Source organism: Moorena sp. SIO3A2 (assembly GCF_010672265.1).
GTDB classification, from domain to species: domain Bacteria; phylum Cyanobacteriota; class Cyanobacteriia; order Cyanobacteriales; family Coleofasciculaceae; genus Moorena; species Moorena producens.
In genome coordinates this window covers 33,586-56,980 of the sequence record NZ_JAAHHC010000028.1, presented here as the reverse complement: position 1 = coordinate 56,980, position 23,395 = coordinate 33,586, and the positions used below count along the sequence as shown (strand labels likewise).

At 42.9% G+C, this 23,395-nt stretch carries 19 protein-coding genes and 1 pseudogene; 5 read left to right on the top strand and 15 right to left on the bottom strand.

What is annotated here, in order from left to right; translation table 11 throughout:
* Positions 1-9: 9 nt before the first annotated feature.
* Together F6K64_RS25655 and F6K64_RS25650 are read left to right on the top strand one after the other, a co-directional pair.
* Complete coding sequence (locus tag F6K64_RS25655; protein ID WP_008187569.1) at positions 10-1,020, top strand: hypothetical protein; 1,011 nt, start codon at positions 10-12, stop codon at positions 1,018-1,020.
* Between the two features lie 177 nt (positions 1,021-1,197).
* Positions 1,198-1,404, top strand: a complete 207-nt coding sequence (locus F6K64_RS25650; protein WP_008187567.1) for a hypothetical protein — start codon at positions 1,198-1,200, stop codon at positions 1,402-1,404.
* 69 nt (positions 1,405-1,473) lie between these two features.
* Here F6K64_RS25650 and F6K64_RS25645 read toward each other — a convergent pair whose 3' ends face one another.
* From F6K64_RS25645 to F6K64_RS25590, 12 genes and pseudogenes are all read right to left on the bottom strand, one after another.
* Positions 1,474-2,991, bottom strand: a complete 1,518-nt coding sequence (locus F6K64_RS25645) for a response regulator (protein ID WP_008187565.1) — start codon at positions 2,989-2,991, stop codon at positions 1,474-1,476.
* Positions 2,992-3,137: 146 nt separating this feature from the next.
* The gene (locus tag F6K64_RS25640) at positions 3,138-4,610 is read right to left on the bottom strand and encodes an IS200/IS605 family element transposase accessory protein TnpB (RefSeq protein WP_044494133.1); all 1,473 of its coding nucleotides are present in this window, start codon (positions 4,608-4,610) and stop codon (positions 3,138-3,140) included.
* A 28-nt stretch (positions 4,611-4,638) separates the two neighbouring features.
* Positions 4,639-5,235 (bottom strand): IS607 family transposase, encoded by a 597-nt coding sequence (locus F6K64_RS25635; protein WP_008187560.1) that lies wholly within the window; start codon positions 5,233-5,235, stop codon positions 4,639-4,641.
* A 273-nt stretch (positions 5,236-5,508) separates the two neighbouring features.
* A complete protein-coding gene (locus F6K64_RS25630; RefSeq protein WP_008187558.1) occupies positions 5,509-6,519 on the bottom strand; it encodes a chemotaxis response regulator protein-glutamate methylesterase in 1,011 nt (336 codons plus the stop codon).
* An 83-nt stretch (positions 6,520-6,602) separates the two neighbouring features.
* Positions 6,603-9,188, bottom strand: coding sequence for a hybrid sensor histidine kinase/response regulator (locus F6K64_RS25625; protein WP_287266734.1), 2,586 nt, complete (start codon positions 9,186-9,188; stop codon positions 6,603-6,605).
* 74 nt (positions 9,189-9,262) lie between these two features.
* On the bottom strand, positions 9,263-9,403 hold the full coding sequence (locus F6K64_RS25620; RefSeq protein WP_008187554.1) for a hypothetical protein: 141 nt from the start codon (positions 9,401-9,403) through the stop codon (positions 9,263-9,265).
* Between the two features lie 62 nt (positions 9,404-9,465).
* Positions 9,466-10,218 carry a chemotaxis protein CheW gene (locus F6K64_RS25615; RefSeq protein WP_008187552.1) on the bottom strand — a complete coding sequence of 251 codons (753 nt, stop codon included), beginning with the start codon at positions 10,216-10,218 and terminating at the stop codon, positions 9,466-9,468.
* Between the two features lie 473 nt (positions 10,219-10,691).
* Positions 10,692-12,308 carry a methyl-accepting chemotaxis protein gene (locus F6K64_RS25610; protein WP_287266731.1) on the bottom strand — a complete coding sequence of 539 codons (1,617 nt, stop codon included), beginning with the start codon at positions 12,306-12,308 and terminating at the stop codon, positions 10,692-10,694.
* A gap of 252 nt (positions 12,309-12,560) precedes the next feature.
* Complete coding sequence (locus F6K64_RS25605; RefSeq protein WP_287266730.1) at positions 12,561-14,234, bottom strand: methyl-accepting chemotaxis protein; 1,674 nt, start codon at positions 14,232-14,234, stop codon at positions 12,561-12,563.
* A 26-nt stretch (positions 14,235-14,260) separates the two neighbouring features.
* Positions 14,261-15,604, bottom strand: a complete 1,344-nt coding sequence (locus tag F6K64_RS25600; protein WP_287266728.1) for a CheR family methyltransferase — start codon at positions 15,602-15,604, stop codon at positions 14,261-14,263.
* A 246-nt stretch (positions 15,605-15,850) separates the two neighbouring features.
* A pseudogene (iscB, locus tag F6K64_RS25595) lies at positions 15,851-17,120 on the bottom strand (RNA-guided endonuclease IscB).
* 195 nt (positions 17,121-17,315) lie between these two features.
* Positions 17,316-17,789 (bottom strand): chemotaxis protein CheW, encoded by a 474-nt coding sequence (locus F6K64_RS25590; protein WP_044494127.1) that lies wholly within the window; start codon positions 17,787-17,789, stop codon positions 17,316-17,318.
* 836 nt (positions 17,790-18,625) lie between these two features.
* Here F6K64_RS25590 and F6K64_RS25585 point away from each other — a divergent pair.
* Positions 18,626-20,116, top strand: a complete 1,491-nt coding sequence (locus F6K64_RS25585; protein WP_287266723.1) for a mechanosensitive ion channel domain-containing protein — start codon at positions 18,626-18,628, stop codon at positions 20,114-20,116.
* Between the two features lie 188 nt (positions 20,117-20,304).
* On the opposite strand, the gene F6K64_RS25580 is transcribed toward F6K64_RS25585, so the two are convergent.
* Positions 20,305-20,604 carry an adenylate cyclase gene (locus F6K64_RS25580; protein WP_008187535.1) on the bottom strand — a complete coding sequence of 100 codons (300 nt, stop codon included), beginning with the start codon at positions 20,602-20,604 and terminating at the stop codon, positions 20,305-20,307.
* Positions 20,605-20,699: 95 nt separating this feature from the next.
* Between F6K64_RS25580 and F6K64_RS25575 the strand changes: the two genes are divergently transcribed.
* Both F6K64_RS25575 and F6K64_RS25570 read left to right on the top strand, forming a co-directional pair.
* The gene (locus F6K64_RS25575; RefSeq protein ID WP_008187534.1) at positions 20,700-20,912 is read left to right on the top strand and encodes a hypothetical protein; all 213 of its coding nucleotides are present in this window, start codon (positions 20,700-20,702) and stop codon (positions 20,910-20,912) included.
* Positions 20,913-21,126: 214 nt separating this feature from the next.
* Positions 21,127-21,939: a hypothetical protein gene (locus tag F6K64_RS25570; RefSeq protein WP_287266722.1), complete on the top strand. Its 813-nt coding sequence runs from the start codon at positions 21,127-21,129 to the stop codon at positions 21,937-21,939.
* On the opposite strand, the gene F6K64_RS25565 is transcribed toward F6K64_RS25570, so the two are convergent.
* On the bottom strand, positions 21,918-22,040 hold the full coding sequence (locus F6K64_RS25565; RefSeq protein WP_287266721.1) for a hypothetical protein: 123 nt from the start codon (positions 22,038-22,040) through the stop codon (positions 21,918-21,920). The two genes, F6K64_RS25570 and F6K64_RS25565, sit on opposite strands and share 22 nt — an antisense overlap.
* Positions 22,041-22,152: 112 nt before the next feature.
* Positions 22,153-23,121, bottom strand: coding sequence for a carbohydrate kinase family protein (locus tag F6K64_RS25560; protein ID WP_287266720.1), 969 nt, complete (start codon positions 23,119-23,121; stop codon positions 22,153-22,155).
* Positions 23,122-23,395 lie beyond the last annotated feature (274 nt).

Below are 23,395 nucleotides of genomic sequence, written 5' to 3'. Positions count from 1 at the left end.
ATAGTTATCATGAATCAACGTAATCAGGATAATCAGTATCTATCACACCCCTCAATTGATGAGTCAGATCAGCTTCCTAGCTCCTTTGTGGAAGCAGTCACTAGGGTGAAAACCTTTGCTCTGTTGGAAATGGAAAAAGAAACGGAGCGAAAACAGCTTTACTATCATACTTGTGACCATGTTAATGGAGTTCAGCGTAGAGCTGATCGGATTTTCCAAGCCATCAGACCCGATTGGGAAGCCGGTCTGGACAATGATATAGCACCAGACTATCTGAGCAGAATCAAACAGTTAATCGATCTGTGCGCCATTGCTCACGATATGGTGCAAGAGTTTCTCCCTCAAATCCAACCCTATACCTCTAGACGGCGAGAAAGTGGTGTGAGCGAAGCCGCTACAATTACTAAGCTTTTGGATTACATCAAAAATCAGAATGAATGGATAAGTAAGCAAACTCCTAACCATCTGGCCTTGTTTACCGATTCAGATTTACAAATCATTACAGAAGCGATTAACGCTACCATTTGTTGGTATGATACTTCAGACAATACAATTTACCAACCTGACCTCTACTCTTATGATAAAAACCTATCTCTGGTAGCTCGGATTATTGCTTTGGCTGATTTAGGCACTTTGGGAATGGAAGGGATTGAAGCATTTAACGAGGAAGGCAGTCTGCTATTTCTAGAAGAAAATCCTGATATTATCCCCATAATTTTGAATCAAGATATTCCTGATTCCGAAGCTATCGATAAACAAACTATTTATGAAAATCTTAGACAACGGCTGCTGAAAAGGACTCGCTTTCAAGTCAATTTTGCTAAGGGACGAATGGCTAGATTGGCTCGTGAACTTAAAGGGTTTACCGCCGAAGCAATTGCAGTTTTAACCCATGATGTTTTTAAGTATTTGAATCCAGCCATAATTAAAGCTATTGAATTCTCAACTCCTACCGCTAATGACACCAATTTTGAGGAATTGATTGAGTTTTTCCAGCTCGATAAGTATCTGAAAAATTAGGTGATATCAGCTTAAAATCAAGAGCAAAAATGCAATCAATGATAGTGTTGCCGAATCACCTAAAAACTCCTAAAATCGATTAAACATGATGGGAGCAGGTCAAATTTCCCGAACAAATGAACTACTTGACAAAACAACAAAAATCCTGTTAGGGAGCCGGTCTTAGTTGCCGAACAGATGAACTATGTACCATTAGAGCAAGCAATTACCCATGAGGGGGCTATAGATAATGTACAAATATTAGGCATAAGTGACATGCTCCCCCTATTACCCATTACCTATTACCCATTACCTATTACCCATCACCCATTACCCATTACCCATTACCCATTACCCATTACCTATTACCTATTACCTATTACCTATTACCTATCTCCAAACTAAAAAACCTACCCTTGTCAGCTACTCCCTACTCCCTACTCCCTACTCCCTACTCCCATTAATCCAGATAGCTTACTTCTTGGTAAACCGCCAAACTCCATCCCAATCCTGTGGCACCCCTTGGGCCATCAACTGATTAATTCGCTCCATATATAAGGCAGCGGTCTTATCCAAAGGATTCACCATTAACACGTGATTAAAATATTCTAAAGCCTTGTCAAATCCTTGAGTGCGATAACACTCTAAACCTTGTTCAAATTCCAGTTGCGTTTTTAACTTCAATTCCCTAACTGCCTCCGTCTCACCATCCAGCACTTCATAGATGGCAAGGGGTTCATTTCTACCTTTAACAATTGCTCGATCTAGAAACCGAATTTGATAGTGATTTGGATTGCTCAATTTCTCTAAGGTTTGCTGGGAAATTAAGAAAGAAACCCCATAGAACTTGGTCAAGCCTTCCAAACGAGCGGTCAAGTTAACATTATCAGAAAAAGCATCCCCCTGCATTCGGAATGTCTCTCCAACCATCCCCACCATCATGTGACCATAGTGGATACCAATCCCTACTTGAATCGGTAAATAACCGTTGGCTTCACGCTTTTGATTGTATTGGTGGACTTTTTTGAGCTTGGCAATTCCAGCACAGACAGCATTATCAGCGCCATCAGGGAAAATTGCCATCATGCCATCCCCAAGAAATTTGACAATAAAGCCATCGTGATTGCGAATTTCAGGACTAACACGCTTAAGATAGGCATTGACGAAGTCAAAGTTTTCCTTTGGTGTCATACTCTCAGAAATGGTAGTAAAGGAGCGAATATCACTGAACATCACCGCCATTTCTTTACTAACGTGGTCGCCTAATTGGACATGAATCACATTGTCTTTGTGCAGAAAATTCAGATATTCAAATGGGAAAAACCGAGCAAAGGAATTTTTTAGGGTTTCCAGAGTTTCATTGGCTTGAGTCAATTCTTGCTCACGGGCTTTTACCGTTTGAACCATTTGCCGGAAAACCCGTGCTAGTCGTCCTAACTCGTCGCTCCGAGCAGCTACTTCCTCCAGATTTTCAGGCTCAAAGGTATCATTTTCCACAGCGGCGGCTGCTACTGTTACCTTTTCTACCTGTTTTATATACTTTGACTGGCGCAGATTTTCAGCTTTAAGCTGCTCTTCAGCTTCGGTTCGTTTCAGGAAGTTAAGATAGGCTTTGGAATGGTAACGAATCCGAGCAATTAGTTCTACCCGATCTGGCAGTTTTACTAAGTAATCATTTGCTCCAAATCCAAAGGCTTTGGCTTTAATTACTGGTTCTTCTTTACTTGAGAGTACAATCAGGGGAATAGGTCTAGTCGGCGAATCCTTAGAGCGCAGAAAACGCACTAACAACAAGCCATCCATCTCCGGCATGACCAAGTCTTGTAGAATGACCGTTGGTTGGTACTCCTTAGCTACTTTTAAGGTTTGAGTTGGATCCTGACAATAGCGGAAGATAATATCCTTTTCCGGAGCCAACATGCGGCGGATGGCTTCGCCGATCATGGGCTGATCATCGATAAGTAGGACTTTAATCGGCTCTTGGGTCACCATTTTATTTGTAATGTCCTTGTCCAGCTTTGGGATACTCTTAAACCGGGATTATTAGGACAAGTCCCTACAAATCGGTTAAGGTAAATTTTATTGTTGCCCAAGTGAGGAGTGGTCAAGCAGCAATCGGAGTTAAGCCTCCCACTCATCTATTTGGGCGCTCCTGAAATCCCGTTCAGGAGTTCCTTAAAAGCCCGAGTCTTACTATGCTTAGAGTCAAGCCATCCAAGCTCAACTGCATCAGCAAGACTCAGTCCCATACCTTTTAAGAAACGCGCGGTACGGCGCAACAATACTGCCTGAACCTCGGCTCTAGAAGAGTACCGAGAAATTTCGAAGTCTATACCCCGATCCAAGATGTTCTTAGCAGCATTGCAGTCAGCCGGCAACACGACCCCATTAAATATGGGTTCGCTGTCCCCACTCCTTTTCCCTAATAGGGTTCCAGTTATGGAGTCAACTGGCGACGTGTAGCTCGGCTGGACTTCTGTTACAAAGGAGCCAGTCCAATCAGCCCATTTTTGTAAAGAGTCTCGCATTTGACCTTTCATCCAGCTATTAAGCTTGCGAGACATGGCCTTGGACTGGCGCTTATTTTTAATTGGTTGTGTTAAATCTTCTGCAAAAACCTTTAATGCCTTTCCTCCAAATAAAGACTTAGAGGCTTGACCAATAACTGATAATATTTCAGTTTGGTCTTTTCTATAACGGCGGTTCTCTGTTTTCCTAGAAAGGTTGTTTTTTAAAATCCTAGCTGACTTAGCCGGGTCTATCTTTTCTAGTTTCCTGTGAATTGCCCAAAGTTTTCCTCTGTTCCGATTCTTAGCGCATATCCGATCTGACTTCTTGGACGCTAACTTACCCAACCCTTTGCCATGAGCTTTCCCTTCTGAATCAAAGAAAGCTTCTGTGTATCCCTTATCTACGCCAACAGAGCGGCGGTCAACTGGGATACACACTTTCCCATGGTCAACTAGGAAGTGAACTTCAAAGCGCTGCACTAATTGGTTGTATATCAGTCTGATTTGCCCTTTTATTTTTCGGTTAGACCTAACTAATATCCTGTTTCTTTTTCCTCTCCTGAGTCCAGCTATTTCTAATTGGTAGGTGTTTCGCGATATACGCTTACACTTATAGCCTCCTTGCTGATAAACTATCTGATTTTTGACCCAAGAATGTCCTCGCTGAAACTCAATCCTTACAAGCCTGTGGAGTAGTGGACTATCTAAAAGAGCTAAGGTCTTCAGCTGCGTGGCATACTCTTTTCTTGTCTTTTGGTTATCTTTTCCAGGAAACTTTTTGTAAATTTTTTTGATTACTGCATCAGCACAAGCTGCCTGTTGAGCCCTAACAGCTTTCGCTACATCACTAACAGTCCATTCCATTAGTTTTGAAGGTAATCCCAGAGACTCAGGAGTTCTGAAAGTTCTAACTTCTGGGTAAGCTTTTTTCCAGTCTAAGCCCCAGTGCTTTATGCTGCCTAGTTTGTGGTAAGACTCAGACCTGACGATTCCTAGCTTTTTCATCGTAGACAACAGCTCAATCTCAACCGACTTTGCCATCCCGACAACCGGGACGACTTGAGTTGAGATCTTTTTGTTGATACCTACTTTTGCTGTCATTGCTTGATCTTTGCTATTTGTGTCTATCTTATAGCTTTTTGTCTGTATTGTCCAGTTTGGTGACAGTAGATTTAATTTCTTTTTCATAGCGACGAAGAAAGTAAAGCTTAGAACTAAAGCAGTGCATTATCGACATAAAATCATCCATCAACTCTTGCTGGGGGGTCTTGTAAGTGTTATTGAGCACCACTATTTGACAGTTATGTAAATGGCAAAACCACTCGACAAAATCGAACCCAAATCTGCACAGTCTGTCTTTGTGAGCCACGACAATAGTTTTGATTTCAGAGTTCGCTACTTTTTCCATTAGCCCAATAAATTTCCGGCGTTTGAAGTTCAATCCGGATCCATATTCTGAATAGCATCGGCAATTTGGGTAGTTCCTGCCCAAATACTCAATCTGGGAATTTAGATCCTCCGATTGAGACTTGGTTGAAACCCTGGCATAAAGGACTACAGGGCGAGTGTCAACGCAAACTATTAGTCGATCTATGGAACTAGCTAGATAGCGGCGGTGACCTCCAGGAGACCTAATGCATTGGATTTTTCCTGCATCTGCCCATCTAGCTAGGGTTTTGGGATTATAACCATATCGTTTTTGAGCTTCGGTTGGAGTAAGATACATATTTGTCCGTATTGTACCGTTACATCCTAATATATCCCGATCTGATTGGGCTTGGTTAAGCGGCTATCAATCAGATCAGGTACAGCATCGATAAATAACTTGGGGTTAGCTAATTTGTTTAGCAGTTTATCAAATTTTGTTCAATACTCTGGGCAAACTGGGAAAACTATGTCATGCCAATTGTGATTAATAGTCAGTTATTGTTAAGAATTATTATAAGAGATCAATGTTGTGCAATAAAAATGATATTGGAATTGAGCTATAGGAATTTACCTAAGGCTTAAAAGCGAATCCTTTGATTAGGGCAGGTGCGATCGCGTCTAGGGGCAAAATTTCCACCGCCGCCTTCAACTCTGCTGCTGCTTTCGGCATCCCATAAACCACGCAACTGCTTTTATCTTGGGCAATAGTATGCCAACCTTTAGAGCGCAACAGTTTTAGCCCTTCAGCTCCATCTCTACCCATGCCAGTTAACAACACAGCCGTGCCCTTGCGCTTCCAGTACTCGGCTAAACTTTTGAAAAAAACATCCACGGAGGGGCGGTAGGGATAATTACTGGGTTTGCTGGTGTAGGTTAACCTCAAATTCGATGTTAAACACAGGTGGTCTTTGGTTCCAGCAATCAATACTTTCCCTACTTCTGGACGGCTACGGTCAGACGCTAGCTGGACTACCAAGGGTGTCTGATTATTCAACCACTGCACTAATCCTGAAGCAAACTGCAGATCCACATGCTGGACAATCACAATTGCTGCACTGAAACTTGCTGGTATGCTGGAGAGAATCGTTGCTAGAGCCTTTGGTCCTCCAGTCGAAGCACCAATTGCGATTAACGGCGGAAGATGGAGTTGGGAATTTCGGGCTGGGGATTTTGAATTTGGGGTGGATTTTCCGATCAGTTTACCAATGGTAGCAATTTTAGTAAGTAGTTCCTGGGCAGCATCTGGGTTACCGCGAGTGCCCAAAACTGGCAGACTGACAGCATCTAAGGCTCCATATCCAAGGGCTTCAAATACTTTCGATGAATTCTGCTGGATGCTAGCGGTTACCACTAAAATCGCACAGGGACAATGTTTCATGATCTGGCGAGTTGCCTCAACCCCATCTATTACTGGCATGGTCAAATTCATCAAAATTAAGTCTGGGAGGTCTTTGGTACATTTGGCAATAGCTTCGGCACCATCACTAGCCACCCAAGCTACTTGATAGTCTTGAACCCCCATCAAGACACGCCGCAGGGTTTCTACTGCCATCATTGAATCATTAACAATTGCTATTTTCATGTCATAAAAATGCTGATTACTTTTTTATAAGGGAGTCGGGAGTCGGGAGTCGGGAGTAATCACTAATCACTAATCACTAATCACTAATCTCCAATTAAGTCAATCACCGCATTCAACAACGAATCATCATGGAAACTACTCTTGGTTAGATAATAATCTGCGCCAGCTTCCAAACCTTGAATACGGTCTTGTTCCCGGTCTTTATAGGAAATAATAATCACAGGGATTGATTTTAATTTATCATGGCTTTTAATATGGCTGACTAGCTCAATGCCGTTCATGCGGGGCATATCAATATCACTAATAACTAAATCATAAGGGTTGGTACGAACAGCGTTCCAACCATCCATGCCATTAACAGCTATTTCCACCTCATAACCTTGGTTTTCCAGTAACTTACGTTCCATTTGCCGCACGGTAATGGAATCATCAACTACTAGAATTCGTTTCCGCTGTTGGATATCAGTATCATCAGTATCAGCACTGACTTGGTTCAACTGGCGGCTATTGAGTAGATTATCAATGGAGCGCACTAAATCTGACACATCCACAATTAGAATCGGCGAACCGTCTCCCATCAAAGCAGCAGCATTGATATCCTGAACTTTGCCCAGCCTCGGATCTAATGGTCGAACCACCAAATCCCGTTCACCTAAAAATTTATCAACTACTAATCCAAAACGATTCGATTGGTCACTGATGATCACGACTGGTAGGGTTTCAGATTTGATATAAGAGTCATCTAACTCCAAGACTTGGTGGGCAGCTACCAGTCCAATGTTTTCATCATTAAGGGTAAAATATTGCCGGTTTTCTACTACAGAAATTTCTTTTTTATCTACCATGAAAATTTGGTCAATTCGTGCTAGCGGAAACGCATAAGGTTCACCATATATATCCACTAATAGGGTACGAATAACTGATAGAGTCAGAGGCAATTGGAAGTGGAAACTCGTTCCTTGTCCTAGCTTAGAGGTAGCTCGCAGGGTGCCACCTACCTCTTGTGCCATACTCTTGGCAATATCTAAACCAACCCCACGACCAGAAATTTCGGTTACCTGCTTAGCAGTAGAAAATCCCGGCAAAAATAGAAACTCCATCAGCTCATGTTCAGCTAGCTGGCTTGCCATCTCTGGGGTGATCATTTTTTTGCGGACAATTTTTTCCCGCAATTTCTCTGGATCTATGCCTTTGCCATCGTCAGCAACAGTAATCGATAACATCCCACCACGATGAACAGCTTCCAGTCGCACTGTGCCTTGGGCTGGTTTCCCCATTGCTACACGCTCTTGGGGAGGTTCAATACCATGGTCTACAGAGTTACGCAAAATATGAGTCAGTGGTGCTTCTAGTTTCTGTAAAATATCTCGATCTACTGCCGTAGATTTGCCAGTAATGTCTAATTTAACTTTTTTATTCAGCTTTCTGGCTATATCCCTAATCATGCGAGGAAAACTCTGTACCCCATCAGCAAAAGGACGCATATGAGACGCAATCACTTCTCGGTAAAGACGATCCGAAAGATTAGCAGTGCGACGAGCATACAGTTCCAGTTCACTCATGCGATCGCCTAAAATTTCTCGACATTCCTGTTCCTTTTGTCGAGCGACTTTCAGATATTCCTCCCCCACTTGATTGACCTGGGATATTGCTAAAGCATCCTGTAATTTTTCCAGGATCTTCGATAATTCCATTTGATGTTTCTTGAGGGTCATCAAGGAATCAGCAAAGGGTTGTAGCCAATTCGCCTCCACTAGGGATTCACCAGCTAAACCCATTAAGCTATTTAAGTTTTCAGCACTGACTCGCACAACTCTCTCTTTAGCTTCCGGCTTTTTGGCACTATCCAAAGCCATCGATGGTTGCTCAGTTAAATCATTTTTTGGGGTAGATGAGGATTGATTGTCTTTGGCAGCCACTGGGGTTTGAGGCTTGTGGCTAACAGTCTGCTCCAAGGGTTGACTTTCAATCTCTATCGTGGTCTTGTCAGACTCCTGACTAGGTACTTGAGGGGGAGAATCGGTTTGAGCCTGGTGAGTTACTACCTGATCAATATTTTGTTGATCTAGATGGTGCTGATCAACAGTTTGCTGATCAACAGTTTGCTGATGAGTCTCTATGGCTGTATTCGTAGTATCGAGAGTGGAAACTTCGGAAGGATCATCTATAGCGCTTAGTTTTTCCGACTTCTGTGGCCCGGAGGTACTAGGGGCAGGAGATGGAGATGGCTGTTGTGGGGAGGAGGGTGCAGATTCTGGTGCGAGAATTTTAGCGATCGCAATACTCTGACCTTCAATGGCTTGCCCATGTTCAGACAACCATTGGTCTAAATTCACTTCATCAACTTGGCTGATTTGTTGGAGGAAATCGACACCTTGCAGCAAGACATCAATGTGATCTGCCTTGAGGGTAATGGTTTTATTCATAGCTGCCACAAAGCAATCCTCCATAGTATGAGCGATGTTAACGGCAGCATCAATTTGGACAATCCGGGCAGCACCTTTAATGGAATGGGCTGCACGCATTAGGGATTCCAGTTCTTGGCTGGAGGAAGGATTACTTTCCAGAGCCAATAAATTGTCATTTAATATCGTTGCTTGGCTTTCCACCTCCATGCGGAATAAATCCAACATGGAGAAATTGCTCATATCTTGTCCGCTGTCTGTCATAGGATTTTAGAGTTTAGAGTTTGGATTTATGATATTTTTTAAGCATTCAGCGGTCAGCGGTCAGCGGTCAGCCGTCAGTTTATTTTATTCAAAAGCTGTTCGCACCTCAAGTAGCGTGGCCATAGACCCAAAGCTGATAGCTGATAGCTGATAGCTGATAGCTGATAGCTGATAGCTGATAGCTCATAGCTGATAGCTGATAGCTGATAGCTCATAGCTGATAGCTGACGCCTGAATACCTACATAGATAGCACTTGACCCCCATCACCCCATTGGATTACATAATCTTCCGATTGAGGGTGTAAAACAATAACTCATCGTCCAAGTAATTCACCTTTTTATCCTGCCAGATAATTATCCATTTTGTATAAGTATCTGTAGCTTTAGAAATAACCGCTGGTGCATCGAGTAATTCATTAGTATGAAACCGTTGAACACTAAAAATTTCATCAACGGGAAAGACCCATCGGTTGCTCTCAATTTCCACAACCACCATCCGTTGATACATGACAGGACTCACATTCGTTTTGGATTTTCGAGTTAGGGGCTGTTGGATTTTGGATTGCTCGGAACCTGAGTTAGCAGGATTATCTTCCAAACCCAGGAGATTGCTGAGGGAAACGCACATTAGGATTTCCCCACGAATATTCACGATTCCCAGTAATATCTCGTTGCTGCGGTGGGGGATGGTGTGGATAACACAAGGCTGGGTTACTTCTTTGAATAACTTTGCCGACAATGCCAACCATTCTACTCCTAGCCTAAAGATAATTACCGATATGGTTTCCCCTAGTTGTGTCAGAGCACTTTCACCTTGTGGGACAGATTGGGAAACCAGTAAGTTAGTCCATTCATTAATGTAACCTGGAGGCGGTTCACGTTCAAGCAAGCCGCGCCCTGCTAAAGAATAAACCGGACAGTTGCGGCAATGAATGAAGGTTTTTAGTTCTGGGCAGGAGCGATCGCCTGTCACTCCGATTTGGTTCCAACAATCGTTAAAACTTGGTTTATTACTTGTATAAATTGACATTATGTTTGTTTTTAGTATAGTTTATAAACAAAAATTATTATGCTAGTTTAAGCATCTAAAATTAATAATTAAAAAATTGGATATTATCTAACTCTAATTGAGTAATTTCCTTAGTTAATGAACAGTTGAGCAACGCTATATTTACGATAGTCTTCTAGGAAGATACAGTATTTCCAATACTATCCCTCCAATTCCAATTTCATCCTTCATTCTTGATTGGCTAGGTAATGTCAACCTCTTGGTGCGAATTCCCTAGCGCTCCCACGAAAGCGCGGGGTCGCACCGCTATTGACCGTTAGTTTAGGATATTGAGGTAGAAAATCACGGGATAGTTATCGTTGAAGGTTTTGAGTTTGACATAGTAAGTTCGGCAGAGCCAGTTTTCCGTGATTAAAAAGCTGAAGGCACCTCAAGTAGCGTGGCCATTCGCGTAGCGTGGCCTTTTGGCCAAGGCCAAGGCTGACGGCTTACTTCTAAACTTGGAACGCCGAAACTTCTGTTTGTAATCCTTGGGCAGTATTATCTAATCGTTCCAGAGCATGATTCGTATCTCTTAGAGAATCAGCCGTTTGTTGTGATGCTTCACTTAATTGAACCATCGCCTCGCTGATTTGTTGAGCACTTTTCGATTGGTTTTCCACACGTTGGTTTACCATCTCAAACTGGGGGGTCAGGCTCTGCACTTGCTCAATCACTTTAGCAATTTGTTCACTAATCTTGCCGACATTTTCGACACTAGTACTGACATCTTTGCTAAATTTATCCATTTCCATCACCCCAGTTGACACCGCCGCTTGCATCTCTTTTACCATGGTCTCAATTTCTAGGGTAGCTACTGCCGTTTGGTCAGCTAGCCGCCGAATTTCCCGAGCCACAACCGCAAAACCCGCCCCATACTCTCCCGCTTTCTCCGCTTCAATGGCAGCGTTGAGGGATAGTAAATTAGTCTGATCGGCCACTTTAGTAATAGTGGTGACAACGCTACTGATATTATTGGCTTTTTCATTCATCACCCCCAGTTTGGCAGAAATAGAACTAGTAGCATTGGCTAAGTGACGCATGGTACTTTCCATACGCATCAGGTCTTGTTGACCATAGCTAGCAGCATCAGCAGTAATTTGAGACAGCTGAGCGACTTGCTCCATAGTTTTCACTAATTCCCCAGAGGTATTGGCAATTTCTTGAGCTGTGGTTGTCACCTCGTTGGTGGAGGCTAATTGTTCGGTCATGGTTGCTTCTAATTGCTTACCAGAGGCAGCAATTTGGGTAGTGGAGCTAGTCATTTGGATCCCAGACTGTTGCACCTTATAGATTAATGAATTGAGGTTTTCAGTCATGGTCTGCAAGGCACCAAGTACTTGTCCAATCTCATCTTGATCTTTAGAGACTTCAATTGCCTGGGTTAAATCCCCAGCAGACAGCCTTTCGGTTGCTCCTAGCAATCTAGTTATCTTGCTTCGTAGCGGCAAAGTAACCCATATACCCATAAGGATAGTCAGTATTATCGATAATGTAGTGCCAACCAAAACCACATTCATTAGCCAGCGCTGTTGTTCCTGGAATTGTCTGACCCCTTCCGTCATGAGAGCTTCTGCCCGTTGGATCATCTGCACCCTGTTCTTATCAACATTTTCAGCATTAATTGACTTAACTAAAGCAGTCGCATCAGGCATATTGGCTGAATCTACGAGTCGGAAAACCTGTTGAGATAATTGATGTATTTTCTCCCCTTCTGCAATGTAATTCTCCAAAAGTTGTCGTTGTAGAGTGTCTTGAGTTTGCTCCTTGAGCGCTGAACTATATTGACGGAAACTTTGATAGCCCTCTTGATAGGATTGCTTATAACGTACCTCTGCAGGAGAAATAACATAGGCTCGGACACTGCGCACCATTTTCGTAAGCCCATGAGCAATCAGGTTGACTTCTATGGGGCAGCCTCTTTGTCCTAGGATTGAAGAAGTGGTCGCAATTTGAGATTCAAATTCAAACGTTCTCATCGCGCTTGAATAAACAATTGCTCCTAATCCAATCATACAAATAATCGGAATTGAAGAGCCTAAAAAAATTCGGTGATTAATTTTTGTAAACATCTCGATATACTCTATAATTTATACTGGTTGACTTGGAAATTATAAAATCTAAATTATTTTCGTCCATCGTAAAAAAATCATATGAATTATATCATGTTCCTTACATTGCCCATACTAAAAAATATATCAAGTCCGGTTAATTACTTATAAACTAGTTTCAATGATATATAGTTTAAACCTATAATTTAGGATTGCCATGACGGAGCAAATATAATTGTAGGGTCTCGCTTCCGATCCTACTACTCGGCTTTTCTAAACTTGGAAAACCGAAACTTCTGTTTGTAATCCTTGGGCAGTATCATCCAATCGTTCCAGAGCATTATTCGTATCTCTTAGAGAGTCAGCCGTTTGTTGTGATGCTTCGCTTAATTGAACCATCGCCTCGCTGATTTGTTGAGCACTTTCCGATTGGTTTTCCACACGTTTATTTGCCATCTCAAACTGGGGAGTCAGGCTCTGCACTTGCTCAATTACTTTAGCAATTTGTTCACTAATCTTGCCGACATTTTCTACACTAGTACTGACATCTTTGCTAAATTTATCCATTTCCATCACCCCAGTTGACACCGCTGATTGCATCTCTTTTACCATGGTCTCAATTTCTAGAGTAGCCACTGCCGTTTGGTCAGCTAGCCGCCGAATTTCCCTAGCCACAACCGCAAAACCCGCCCCATACTCTCCTGCTTTCTCCGCTTCAATGGCAGCGTTGAGGGATAGTAAATTAGTCTGATCCGCTACTTTAGTAATAGTGGTTACAACGCTACTGATATTATTGGCTTTTTCATTCATCACCCCCAGTTTGGCAGAAATAGAACTAGTAGCATTGGCTAAGTGACGCATGGTACTTTCCATACGCATCAGGTCTTGTTGACCATGGCTAGCGCTATCAGCAGTAATTTGAGACAGCTGAGCGACTTGCTCCATAGTTTTAACTAATTCCCCAGAGGTATTGGCAATTTCTTGAGCTGTGCTTGTCACCTCGTTGGTGGAGGCTAATTGTTCGGTCATGGTTGCTTCTAATTGCTTACCAGAGGCAGCAATTTGGGTGGTGGAGCTAGTCATTTGGATACCAGACTGTTGCACCTTATAGATCAATGAATTGAGGTTTTCAGTCATCTTTTTGAGAGATGCCAGTAATTGTCCAATCTCATCCGTTGAGGTAATTTCCACCTTGGTACTCAGATTACCAGCCGAAACTTCTTCTGCTATATCTACTGCTTTGTTTAACGAATTAACGATATCCCGGGTGACAAAAATTCCAAAACCTAGAGTAGCCCCAATGATAAAAATGAAAGCAATCAGTACGATGTTGATGGTACGTTGTTGGTCTTCTTTAGCAATATTGGCTGAGTTTTGAGATAATGTAATGGCTTGCCGCAATAGACTCCTCATTTCTGCTTTAAGTTCTTCTGCGGACTTTTGCATCCGTTCTGCAGCAAATTCCGCTTGATCGGGTTGATTTTTAACAATTAAACTGAACGCTTCCTCAGATTTATTGCCATAACTATCATGCATTATTTTATATAAATCTAATTCAGATTTTAAATCTGACCAGTATTCTTTTTGCTGATTACTTAAGGCTTTTTGGATTTCACGTTTGAGGATGTTATCAACTTTTCTAAGAGCGTCGTCTACTAATCCATCCCTTCGCTTGAACTCCCCTCTGGCTTCACTAAAGGTGTTTCTAGCAGTGGCGCTTTCTGTATATCGGTAATTAAATCGAAACGCCCGTTCAAAATTAACCCCCTGAGCAAGTTGACTTTCTTGCATTTCCGTCATGTGCTGGATTAGGGGGAGATCCTCTTCAGCTATCTTACCGATTTCATTCGCTAACTTTGACAGTCCTATCCAGCTAATTCCCCCCCCTAAAAGTATGGTCAAACCAGAGAAGATTAGTAGACCTAGTAGTTTAGTTGCAATTTTCATTTAATTCCAGATAGCCCCCGTTGCTATTAACTCTTCAGGTTTTGTAGTCGTTTAATTCGCTGTCGGATTACTGTAGCTTTAGCCAGCTCCCCACGATTTTCTTGAAGTAAAGCCAGATGAAAGAGTGCTTCGTAGGAATTCGGTTTCAGGTAAACCGCTTTCTGGAAGCATTGCTCAGCCTGCTCGTCATTGCCCAAGCCCTGATGGACTTCTCCGAGTAATACATAAGCCTCAGCACTAGTCAAATTTTGACTTAGGTAAGTTTGGCACAGTGTAGCCGCTTGCTCCAAACTTCCTTGATTGGCTAATCTCCTGGCTTTTTCAAGCAAGGATTCTTGTCCCTTTTCAAGCTCCCTTTGTAAACAGGACTGTTTGATTGCTTTAGACTGTCGATTAACCAGGGCAGAAGGGGAAGATGATGTTGTTTGGTCTTCCTGGTTTTGCCCCTTGTGCTTTTCCTGTATTGGATACAGAGAATGGATCAGCGTCACTGGGGACTTATGAGTCGGGAGTGACGATGAGGTTTCCCAATTTCTCCTGCGCCCCTGTTGAGAGTCCCTGGTCTGGCCTTCTCCAAGATGTTTCACCTTCTGATAGGCAAAAGCAAAGGGATAGCGAACGGACACAAATCGATTGGTAGTTATTACTCCTGTTTCAGCAGACCCCACAAACAGCAAACCTTTAGGCATTAATAAGCGATCTAAGAGTTCTATAGCACGGAAGCGGGCAGATTTATCTAAATAAATCAATAAATTGCGGCAGAATATAATGTCATAGTTGCTCTGAGGCTTGCCCAAGGGCTCTAGGATGTTACCATGCTTGAAATTAACCGTATTCCGCACCAACTGACATAATTCATAAACATCTGCTGTTTGCTTAAAATAGCGTTTTCGTTGCTGTAGCTGGTTGCCCCGAAAGGAATTCCTGCTGTAGAGAGCACGTCGAGCTTTGCGCAATGCTTCCTTGTTGATATCAATGGCATCGACCCGAAACTGATTAGGAGTCAAACCCGCATCCAGCAAGGTCATAGCAATGGAGTAAGGTTCTTCTCCAGTAGAACAGGGTATACTTAACACCCGCAGGATGGGGTGGTTGGGTTTGGGCAACCACTCAGATATGACGTAACGACTCAGAAACGCAAAGGGTTTTCTGTCCCGGAAAAACCAAGTCTCTAGGACAACGACCGTTTCAATCAGTGCTTCGAGTTCTTGAGGTGAGGTTTGCAGTTGCTGCAGATACGTTTGCTGATCCGGTAAGCCACAAGCCAATCTTCTGGTTTCTATCGCTCTAGCAATCTGTCTAGACCCAATAGTACTGCCATCCAAACCGATTTTCTTTCTCAGCAAAGCCTCGATAGTCGCCTGAATCATTACTATTAGTTCTTAGTTGTTAGTTAGTTGGTAGTTTTTGATTTTCTGCTCCAGTCATGCCTAGGACTATTATTTCCTGGTAAAATCCGGCATGTACTAGCAAAACCTGTAAGGGAGTAGCCAAAAAATAAAATACCAGATTTTAGCTTGTAGGGTGGGCAAAAACATTTTGGTTCAAATGAGTCTTATAGATAAGATAACTTTGCCCACCCTACTTTAATTGGTATTTTTTTTACATGCAAGTCCCTAAGTGTATCCATCTTTTCGGTGTATTGCTGATATATCTTGAGATTTGCAACTTTTGTAGCCCTTGGTTCCTAGCGGGGTGAATCCAAAGCTTCCTTTGCTTCTAGGGGTAACTTTGCCTATTCCTAGTTTTTTATGCTTGGCTATGTCCCCAGTAACAAGCGCCTTTGATTGGTTTCAATGGGTTGTGTCTGATGGGGTAACCGTATTTGTTAAGTGCTGCTTTCTGTCTTCCTCCGGGTCCCTTGCAAGTGACTAACAGGGGTTGAGAGGTTCTCAAGACCAAGGTCTCAATATCCCCAACACAAGCGGCATCAATCCAGTGCTGCTTAGGCAGTCCTAGTTTCGTCCGGTTGTATTTGGTTTGCGCTCCCGTTCCTGTGACCACAAGCTTGATTGATCGAAGTACCTTCACTAACTTGTTGCGAGTCGTATTCACCGCTGCTGCATCCGGTAATGGTTGCTTGGCTTTAGTTTTGATTTTCTGAAGTAAATTTGGTTTCTTTTTCAGAAAATCTTCTATAGATTTATTACCTTTCCGTTGATTACATTTTTCACAGGCTAAGCAGAGATTACTTACTCGTTCGCGTAGCGTCGGCTTTGCCGAATTACTTCCCCCTTTAGATTTTGGGTGAATATGTTCAATTTGTAACGGGATGGACTGCTTGCCACAATAGGTGCATTCTCTTCCCCATTTCTCTAGCAAGTACTCTCTAACTTCATAGCCAGCTAGCTCTCCTTGCTGGTACTGAATGCCATTAATTTCAGGGTTTGGCATTTTTTGAGTGTCAAACTTAACTCTTTCGACCCAAATCTCATTGACCGGGCAAAATTTTATCAATCGTTTTACCCAAGTATGAATAGTCAAAATCCTGTGTTCTAAACTAGGTGGGAGCCAGCCGTCTTTTCGTCTACGGTTAAGGAATCTTGGTTTTCTGTAACGGGTGTGACGATTACGTCTTCCGCGCCTTACAGCCTTTCTATACTCTAGTTTTTTCTTGATCAATTCTCCTCTGTGCTCTAATTCCATTCCCCAGATCACCTGATTGTTTTGGACTAAGGCAAATCCAGTTGTATTGCTACCAGGATCAATTTTAATGTGACATGGTAATACCACTGGATTATAGATCGCAGTTTTTAATATGATCGTGAAGGGATACATCCTAAAAACCGCCGCCTTACCTTTGTCTAGTAACCGACGAGCCTTCTTTGGGGAAATCGGGTTTAGTGGTCGTTTGTTTGTGTCAATAACAAGTACGTAATTTTGCATTGTTAAATGCCTCAAAACTGGTAATGTTTTCCTTGACAAGGTTGTAATGGCTTGTTGGGCTAACTACACATTTGCCTTTGTTTTAATAGTTAGCGATAGAGCCGGGAGCTGGAGGTCACTCCCGGGTATCATGACCAAAACAACGTAGGAACAAATCGCACCTTAGTCTGCATCCTAGCTGACAGTTCCCGGAGATTACCGGGAATTGCCTAGGCTTTGGCTAGGAGGTAATAAGTATATCTGTTGGGACTCCGATAACAAATACTCTAGCCGGATTCGTTGGATCATGCCTTTTTCATCCATAATCATTTCTCCTAAATAAGGAGCGTCATTCATTTGAACTCCGGCATCGACCAACTCAGTATCTGGTTTCTTTAAGGTTTCTGTGATTCGTTCTGACATCAAACCGAAGCAGTAATGAGTATTATTCTTAGCAACGTAATTGACCATTATAATCCGCGTGCTTAAGTGGGAGCGGCTGGGAGTACCTTGAATTAAATGGCACAGATCGATGACTGGCACAATTGCACCTCGGTAGTTAAACAAACCAGCCACATAGTCAGGAGCTTGGTGTATTTTTCGGAGGCTGACTCTGGGAATTACCTCCACGACCTGAGAACTATCCAGGGCATAAAGGTCATTTCCTACATAAAAAATCAACATTAACATCGGTTAATTGGTGGGAATTTATATAACGATCTTGCTAAGAGTATTGTTTTTAAGTGATAGGGGATAGTCTTTTCTTCTTTATTTAACATCATTGAGCCTCTAAATTTCTGAGTGCTCAAACCCCTAATTAGCTTTTCTGAACTAGATTATGAAGTAAATGTGAAATAATGGTCAAAATGTGAAAATAATCTGCTATTTCTGAAAAAGTTATGAAAAAGTTATGAAAAAAATGTGAACTAAACCAGCCTAATACTTCCCCATCTACCTTAGTATCGCTCCTAGGTAGAGTGTCTATACTTGTGTCCAAAATATGATCTAGGCGCAAAGAAAGCATTTGTACTGGGATATGTCCCTCAAATTAGCGAGTTTTTCTACCCATGCTTCCGTTGGACTTGGAGCAAGCAGATCGACCCTAGCCTTCTACACGCAATTACCCTCAGAATTCAAGACCTTCACTCTTAGTTCACGCTTCTAGGGGCTATAACTATTGCGTTGCAATGGTTTCAGGAGTTCGCCATCGTTTGCCCCCTCTTACCTGAAATCCATATCTGTCAAGGGATTTGAGCACTTAAGATTTACTTTATAAATTAGCTCTTACTCACATCTTGCACCATTCTCAATCAGCTTGGTTCATGTAGGGTGGGCAGTGCACCAGACAGATAATGAAGCTTGCAAAGCGCGTTGGTAGGCACTGCCCACCCTAAGATTAATCACTTTATAAATTAGCTCTTAAGTGCTTTAATTATATTAAACTTAACAGCTGATAGCTGATAGCTGATAGCTGATAGCTGATAGCTGATAGCTGACAATTTGATTGACTAATAAATAACTGAATTATGAAGTTGGTTTTTGAATGGCTGAGCAAAGTCTGGAACATCGTCTTAAAGGTGTTTACCACCAAGCTGTTTCAGCTGGGCACCCAAGAGTTGTCTCTGATTATGATAGTCCAACTCATAGTGATGGCTATCGTTACCTTATATATATCTCGTAAACTTCAGGACGTGATTAAGCGTCGGGTGCTAACTCGCTTCGGGTTAGATCGTGGGACTCGCGAAGCATTGTCCTCCCTGATCGGCTATGTTCTAACTGTCTTAGGATTTTTGATTGTTCTGCAAACGGCTGGGATTAACCTCAGTTCCCTGACTGTTTTTGCAGGGGCAATGGGTATTGGTTTAGGCTTCGGACTTCAGAATTTAACCGCCAACTTTATCAGTGGTCTGGCGATTCTGTTTGAAAAACCAATTAAGGTGGGAGACTATGTCAAAGTTGATGACCTGTCAGGAACTGTAGAAAAAATCTCGATTCGCTCCACCACTATCCGCACCAATGATGGGGTGTTTGTTATTGTTCCAAATACTAGTTTCCTGGAAAACAATGTGGTTAACTGGAGTTATGAAGACCCCAGAGCTCGGCTCAGAATTCCTGTTGACGTTCCCGATGAAAGCGATCCAGTCATCGTGACAGAAGTACTGTTAGAAGCGGCTCGCAAAGAACCAGAAGTTTTACCATCTCCTGCTCCTGAAGTATATTTTAAAGGGTTTGGAGACGGCATGGATTTTGAACTCTTAGTATGGATCGACAATCCCCCAAATATGGAATCAATTCAGAGTAGTTTGTATTATCTGATAGAAGAGCAACTTCGTGAGCAGGGAATCGAGCACGCCGAGCCTCAGAGAGACCTGTATATCCGAAATCTGAAGGACTTAGAATTTCTGCTACAAAAACCTCAACAAACTGGTGCTGGTAACGGCTCATATTCTCAGGAAGAATCCCTTTCTAACAAAGCTGTACCCGCTGCCAAAAAAAACAAAGTAAAAGCAAACTCTAGAGGAAAATTGACCCTGCGAGATCTCTTGCGGAAGGTGAGTTACTTTGAAAAGTGTAGCGATAGCGATCTACGACATATAATTCAGCAAGGATATCGTCAAATGCTCAAAGCAGGGGATATAATCTGTGAAGAAAACGACCCAGGGGATTCATTTTATATTATTCTATCTGGCTTAGTTGAAGTTTTTGTGGAATCGATCGGAAAACGGGTTGCCACCCGCAAGCCAGGGGAATTTATTGGAGAGATGTCTTTGCTTCTGGGTACCCCCCGTACGGCTACCCTTCGCGCCCTAGAAGACACGATTCTGTTTGTGGTAGACCGGGAAAATTTAAAGAGTCTTTTAGCAAAGCACAAAGATTTAGCTGACCAAATTTCCGAAGAATTATTCACACGTAAGGAGACCCTAGAGCAATTAGGAATAAAGGTAGGTGGAACACAGGAAAAACAGACTGGTACCAATCAGATTCGCCAACGCCTTCAATCGCTCTTTGGGATTTGACAGGGTTGTTGGAATTGATTTTACAGCTGGGTTTCCAAGTTTGGGTGCATCTAGCTTTTGCAGAAAAAATTATATAGCGCTTTTTATCCTCATGAGGTACACATATTTTTTTACCTCTTCCCTGTTCCCTGTTCCCTGTTCCCTGTTCCCTCTTCCGAAGTCCCTGCTCCGAACGCGCCCCGCGTGGCCTACGGCCTCAGTCCCTGCTCCCTAAAACCAAAAAAATTGTACCTTACTAGATTAAAAACCGCTATAACACCCTTGAGGTAAGCATTAACAAAGTCGAAGTTTTCCTTGGGGTTCATGGTTTCTGAAAGGGTAGTGAAAGAGCGAATATCTGAGAACATGATCGCCATTTCTTTACTGACGTGATTCCCCAGCTCTACATCAAGAATAGTTTCTTTTTTAAGAAAGTTAAGATATTCAAAGGGAACAAATCGGCTATAGGACGTATTGGTTTTTTCTAATTGCTGGTGAGCTTCTCGCAAGAGTTTATGTTGTTTTTATAATTCCCGATAGGACTGTTTAGGTTGGTGGTGAAATTTTCATTCAAACTCCGACCCTCAGTCTGGATAATGGGGCAGTGATCACTGCTAAAAGTCAGAGTGATGCTTCAGCTGGTGAAATTAGCTTAGATGTGGACACCCTAGCATTAACCAATGGTGCTCAGATTTTTACCTCTAGCTTCAAGGGTGGTGATGCCGGTAGTATAGCAGAAGTCAAAAGTCAGAAGTCATTTGTCAGAAGTCAAACTCTTGCGCTTACAAAGGGTGTGAGACTAATGTCGATGTCCTAACTGCCCTGGCGACTGCTATATTACTATCAATGCTTCTGAAAACATCACTCTCTCTGGTATTGACCCTACCTACAACAAGCGATTAGCGAGAGTTGGACGAAACAGGATTGACCCAGATGGGCCAGCTAGTGCGATCGCATCTCAGGCAACCCAAACAGGCAAAGCGGGTTCCCTTAACCTGAATACCAAGACATTTAGCGCTAGCGATCGCGCATTGGTAACGGTCAGCAGTACAGGTACCGGTGTTGCTGGAACTTTGGACATCTCTGCTGATACCATCCAACTCGACAATGGTTTCCTCAATGCTAAAACCTCTGCTGGAGACCAAGGGAATATTACCCTCTCTAATGCGAAACTCATTGTATTACGGAACAACAGTGAGATAACGACTAATGCCAGGGATACTGCTACTGGTGGCAATATTACTATTACTACTGACTTTTTACTGACATCAAAGGGTAGTAAAATCAGTGCCAATGCCATTTTAGGCCGTGGGGGAAATATCACGATTTCGGCCATTGGAATTTTTAGCGATCGCAGTAGTAAGATTACCGCTTCCTCCCAACTTGGTATTGATGGCAGTGTTACTCTAAATACTCCAGAAGTAAACCCCGCCCAAGCCTTAGACAAGCTACCTGTAGATGTAGTGGATACCAGCAATCAAATCATCACCGATTGTGCAGCAAACAGCGGGAATAGTTTTTTAGTTACCGGAAAAGGAGGAATCCCCGCTAACCCAGCTGGGGTGTTGCGGGGTCAAGTGGTGGTACCGGATTTGCGGCTAATGGTTGATCAAAGCAGTACACAATTAAGCAATAGGAGAAGAAGCCGGAGTTGGAGGAGAAGGAAATTAGGGTATAACAGCCCAGATCAGGAACAACCAATGACTAAAAAGAAATCACCTATCATTGAAGCCCAAGGATGGATAATTAATCACAAGGGCATTGTGGAGTTGGTTCCTTATCCTGCCCAAGGTAACTATAGTAGTTGGAATAGTAGTTGGAATTATCCATGTTTTAGGAAGTAGGGAGTCGGGAGTCGGGAGTCGGGAGTCGGGAGTCGGGAGTCGGGAGTCGGGAGTCGGGTGAAGAGTGTGGCAAGTGTGGAGAGGGTAACTTCAGTGTACAAAAACTAACTATAGCGAGCTTTTATCATAGCTATGAGGTACACATAATTTTTTACCTATTGCCTATTGCCTATTGCCTATTGCCTCTCCTCACCAAAACTTTTTCAGCAAGCCCTAACTAGAGAGAAATGCTTCCACCTCAGCTAATGTAGGTTGAGCTGCGATCGCACCAGGCTTGAGAGTGGTCAGTGCGCCTACTGCACTGGCATAGGTAACCACATCTTTGGCAACGGTTGGATCACTCAGACTAGACCGGTCACGGTGGCAAAGTTGATAAATAATGCCACCAGTAAAGCCATCTCCGGCACCGGTTGTATCCTGCACTGCTACAGAAAATGCTGGTAACTTCCCTTCGTTTCCTCCCAGATAGTAGGCGCAGCCTCGTTCCCCGGCTGTGACTAATACCCCTTTGACCTTATCCAGCCGTTGTGCGATCGCTTTTGGATCAGCAGTGCCAAACAAAAACTCTCCCTCCTCATCAGTCAGTTTCAGGAAGTCCGCTTGCTGGATCATGTCTTGAATAATTTCAATGGCAGTATTGGCATCATTCCAAAAGACCGGTCGCCAGTTCACATCTATAAATATAGAGACCTGGTGTTGTTGTGCTAACTTAAGGGCTTGGTTAATTGCTGCCTTACTGTCGGGATAGGCTAATTCCAGAGTCCCCAATACCAGAAATTTCGCTTGCTTAAATAGTTCAGTAGGCAAGTGATCGGCTTGAAGTCGTGTATCAGCGAATTCTGTGGTATCGATATCACCAAATCCAGCAAAACTGCGATCGCCTGAGGCATCTCGCACTACATAGACGATCCGTGTGGGAGCTGTACCATGACGCTGTACTCCCGTACCATCGACACCAATGTCCTTTAACAACTCTACCAGTGTGTCTCCTGGCTGATCTTGACCAATACAACCGATAAAAGCAGTGGGTATACCCAGCTTTACTAAAGCACAAGCAGTATTGGCTGGTGCGCCACCGGGATAGTCTGTCCAAGACTCCACCTGTTCTAGGGGTTTTCCTGGCTGATTAGACAAACGGTCAAACAACATTTCACCAGCACAGATCACCTGGGGACTTGTCATGAGGCTATTCCTTACCTACCAAACGTATTGAACGGTGATTCGGGGAGTCTCGCCCATCTTCTAACAAGGAAGTGGCGCGCAAGTATTTCACCCAAACTGACATCAAATTATACTGTAGGTTTATTATTATCTTCCGAGTAATTAATATAATAGGTATTATTGGTATTAGAAATTTTACGGAATTACGACTATCTCTTAACCTTCTACATTGAGTTGACTGAGTGGTCAACACTGACCACCTACCTACTGGTAGCTAATGACTTTTTGTCGTTGT

Coding starts and splice junctions, on each gene's coding strand:
- F6K64_RS25635 (WP_008187560.1), bottom strand. CDS start 5,235: ATGTATCTTACTCCAACCGAAGCTCAAAAACGATATGGTTATAATCCC.
- F6K64_RS25620 (WP_008187554.1), bottom strand. CDS start 9,403: ATGAGCTATCAGCTATCAGCTATCAGCTATGAGCTATCAGCTATCAGC.
- F6K64_RS25590 (WP_044494127.1), bottom strand. CDS start 17,789: ATGTTAATGTTGATTTTTTATGTAGGAAATGACCTTTATGCCCTGGAT.
- F6K64_RS25605 (WP_287266730.1), bottom strand. CDS start 14,234: ATGAAAATTGCAACTAAACTACTAGGTCTACTAATCTTCTCTGGTTTG.
- F6K64_RS25560 (WP_287266720.1), bottom strand. CDS start 23,121: ATGACAAGTCCCCAGGTGATCTGTGCTGGTGAAATGTTGTTTGACCGT.
- F6K64_RS25630 (WP_008187558.1), bottom strand. CDS start 6,519: ATGAAAATAGCAATTGTTAATGATTCAATGATGGCAGTAGAAACCCTG.
- F6K64_RS25610 (WP_287266731.1), bottom strand. CDS start 12,308: ATGTTTACAAAAATTAATCACCGAATTTTTTTAGGCTCTTCAATTCCG.
- F6K64_RS25625 (WP_287266734.1), bottom strand. CDS start 9,188: ATGACAGACAGCGGACAAGATATGAGCAATTTCTCCATGTTGGATTTA.
- F6K64_RS25600 (WP_287266728.1), bottom strand. CDS start 15,604: ATGATTCAGGCGACTATCGAGGCTTTGCTGAGAAAGAAAATCGGTTTG.
- F6K64_RS25650 (WP_008187567.1), top strand. CDS start 1,198: ATGAACTATGTACCATTAGAGCAAGCAATTACCCATGAGGGGGCTATA.
- F6K64_RS25655 (WP_008187569.1), top strand. CDS start 10: ATGAATCAACGTAATCAGGATAATCAGTATCTATCACACCCCTCAATT.
- F6K64_RS25615 (WP_008187552.1), bottom strand. CDS start 10,218: ATGTCAATTTATACAAGTAATAAACCAAGTTTTAACGATTGTTGGAAC.
- F6K64_RS25640 (WP_044494133.1), bottom strand. CDS start 4,610: ATGACAGCAAAAGTAGGTATCAACAAAAAGATCTCAACTCAAGTCGTC.
- F6K64_RS25645 (WP_008187565.1), bottom strand. CDS start 2,991: ATGGTGACCCAAGAGCCGATTAAAGTCCTACTTATCGATGATCAGCCC.
- F6K64_RS25585 (WP_287266723.1), top strand. CDS start 18,626: ATGAAGTTGGTTTTTGAATGGCTGAGCAAAGTCTGGAACATCGTCTTA.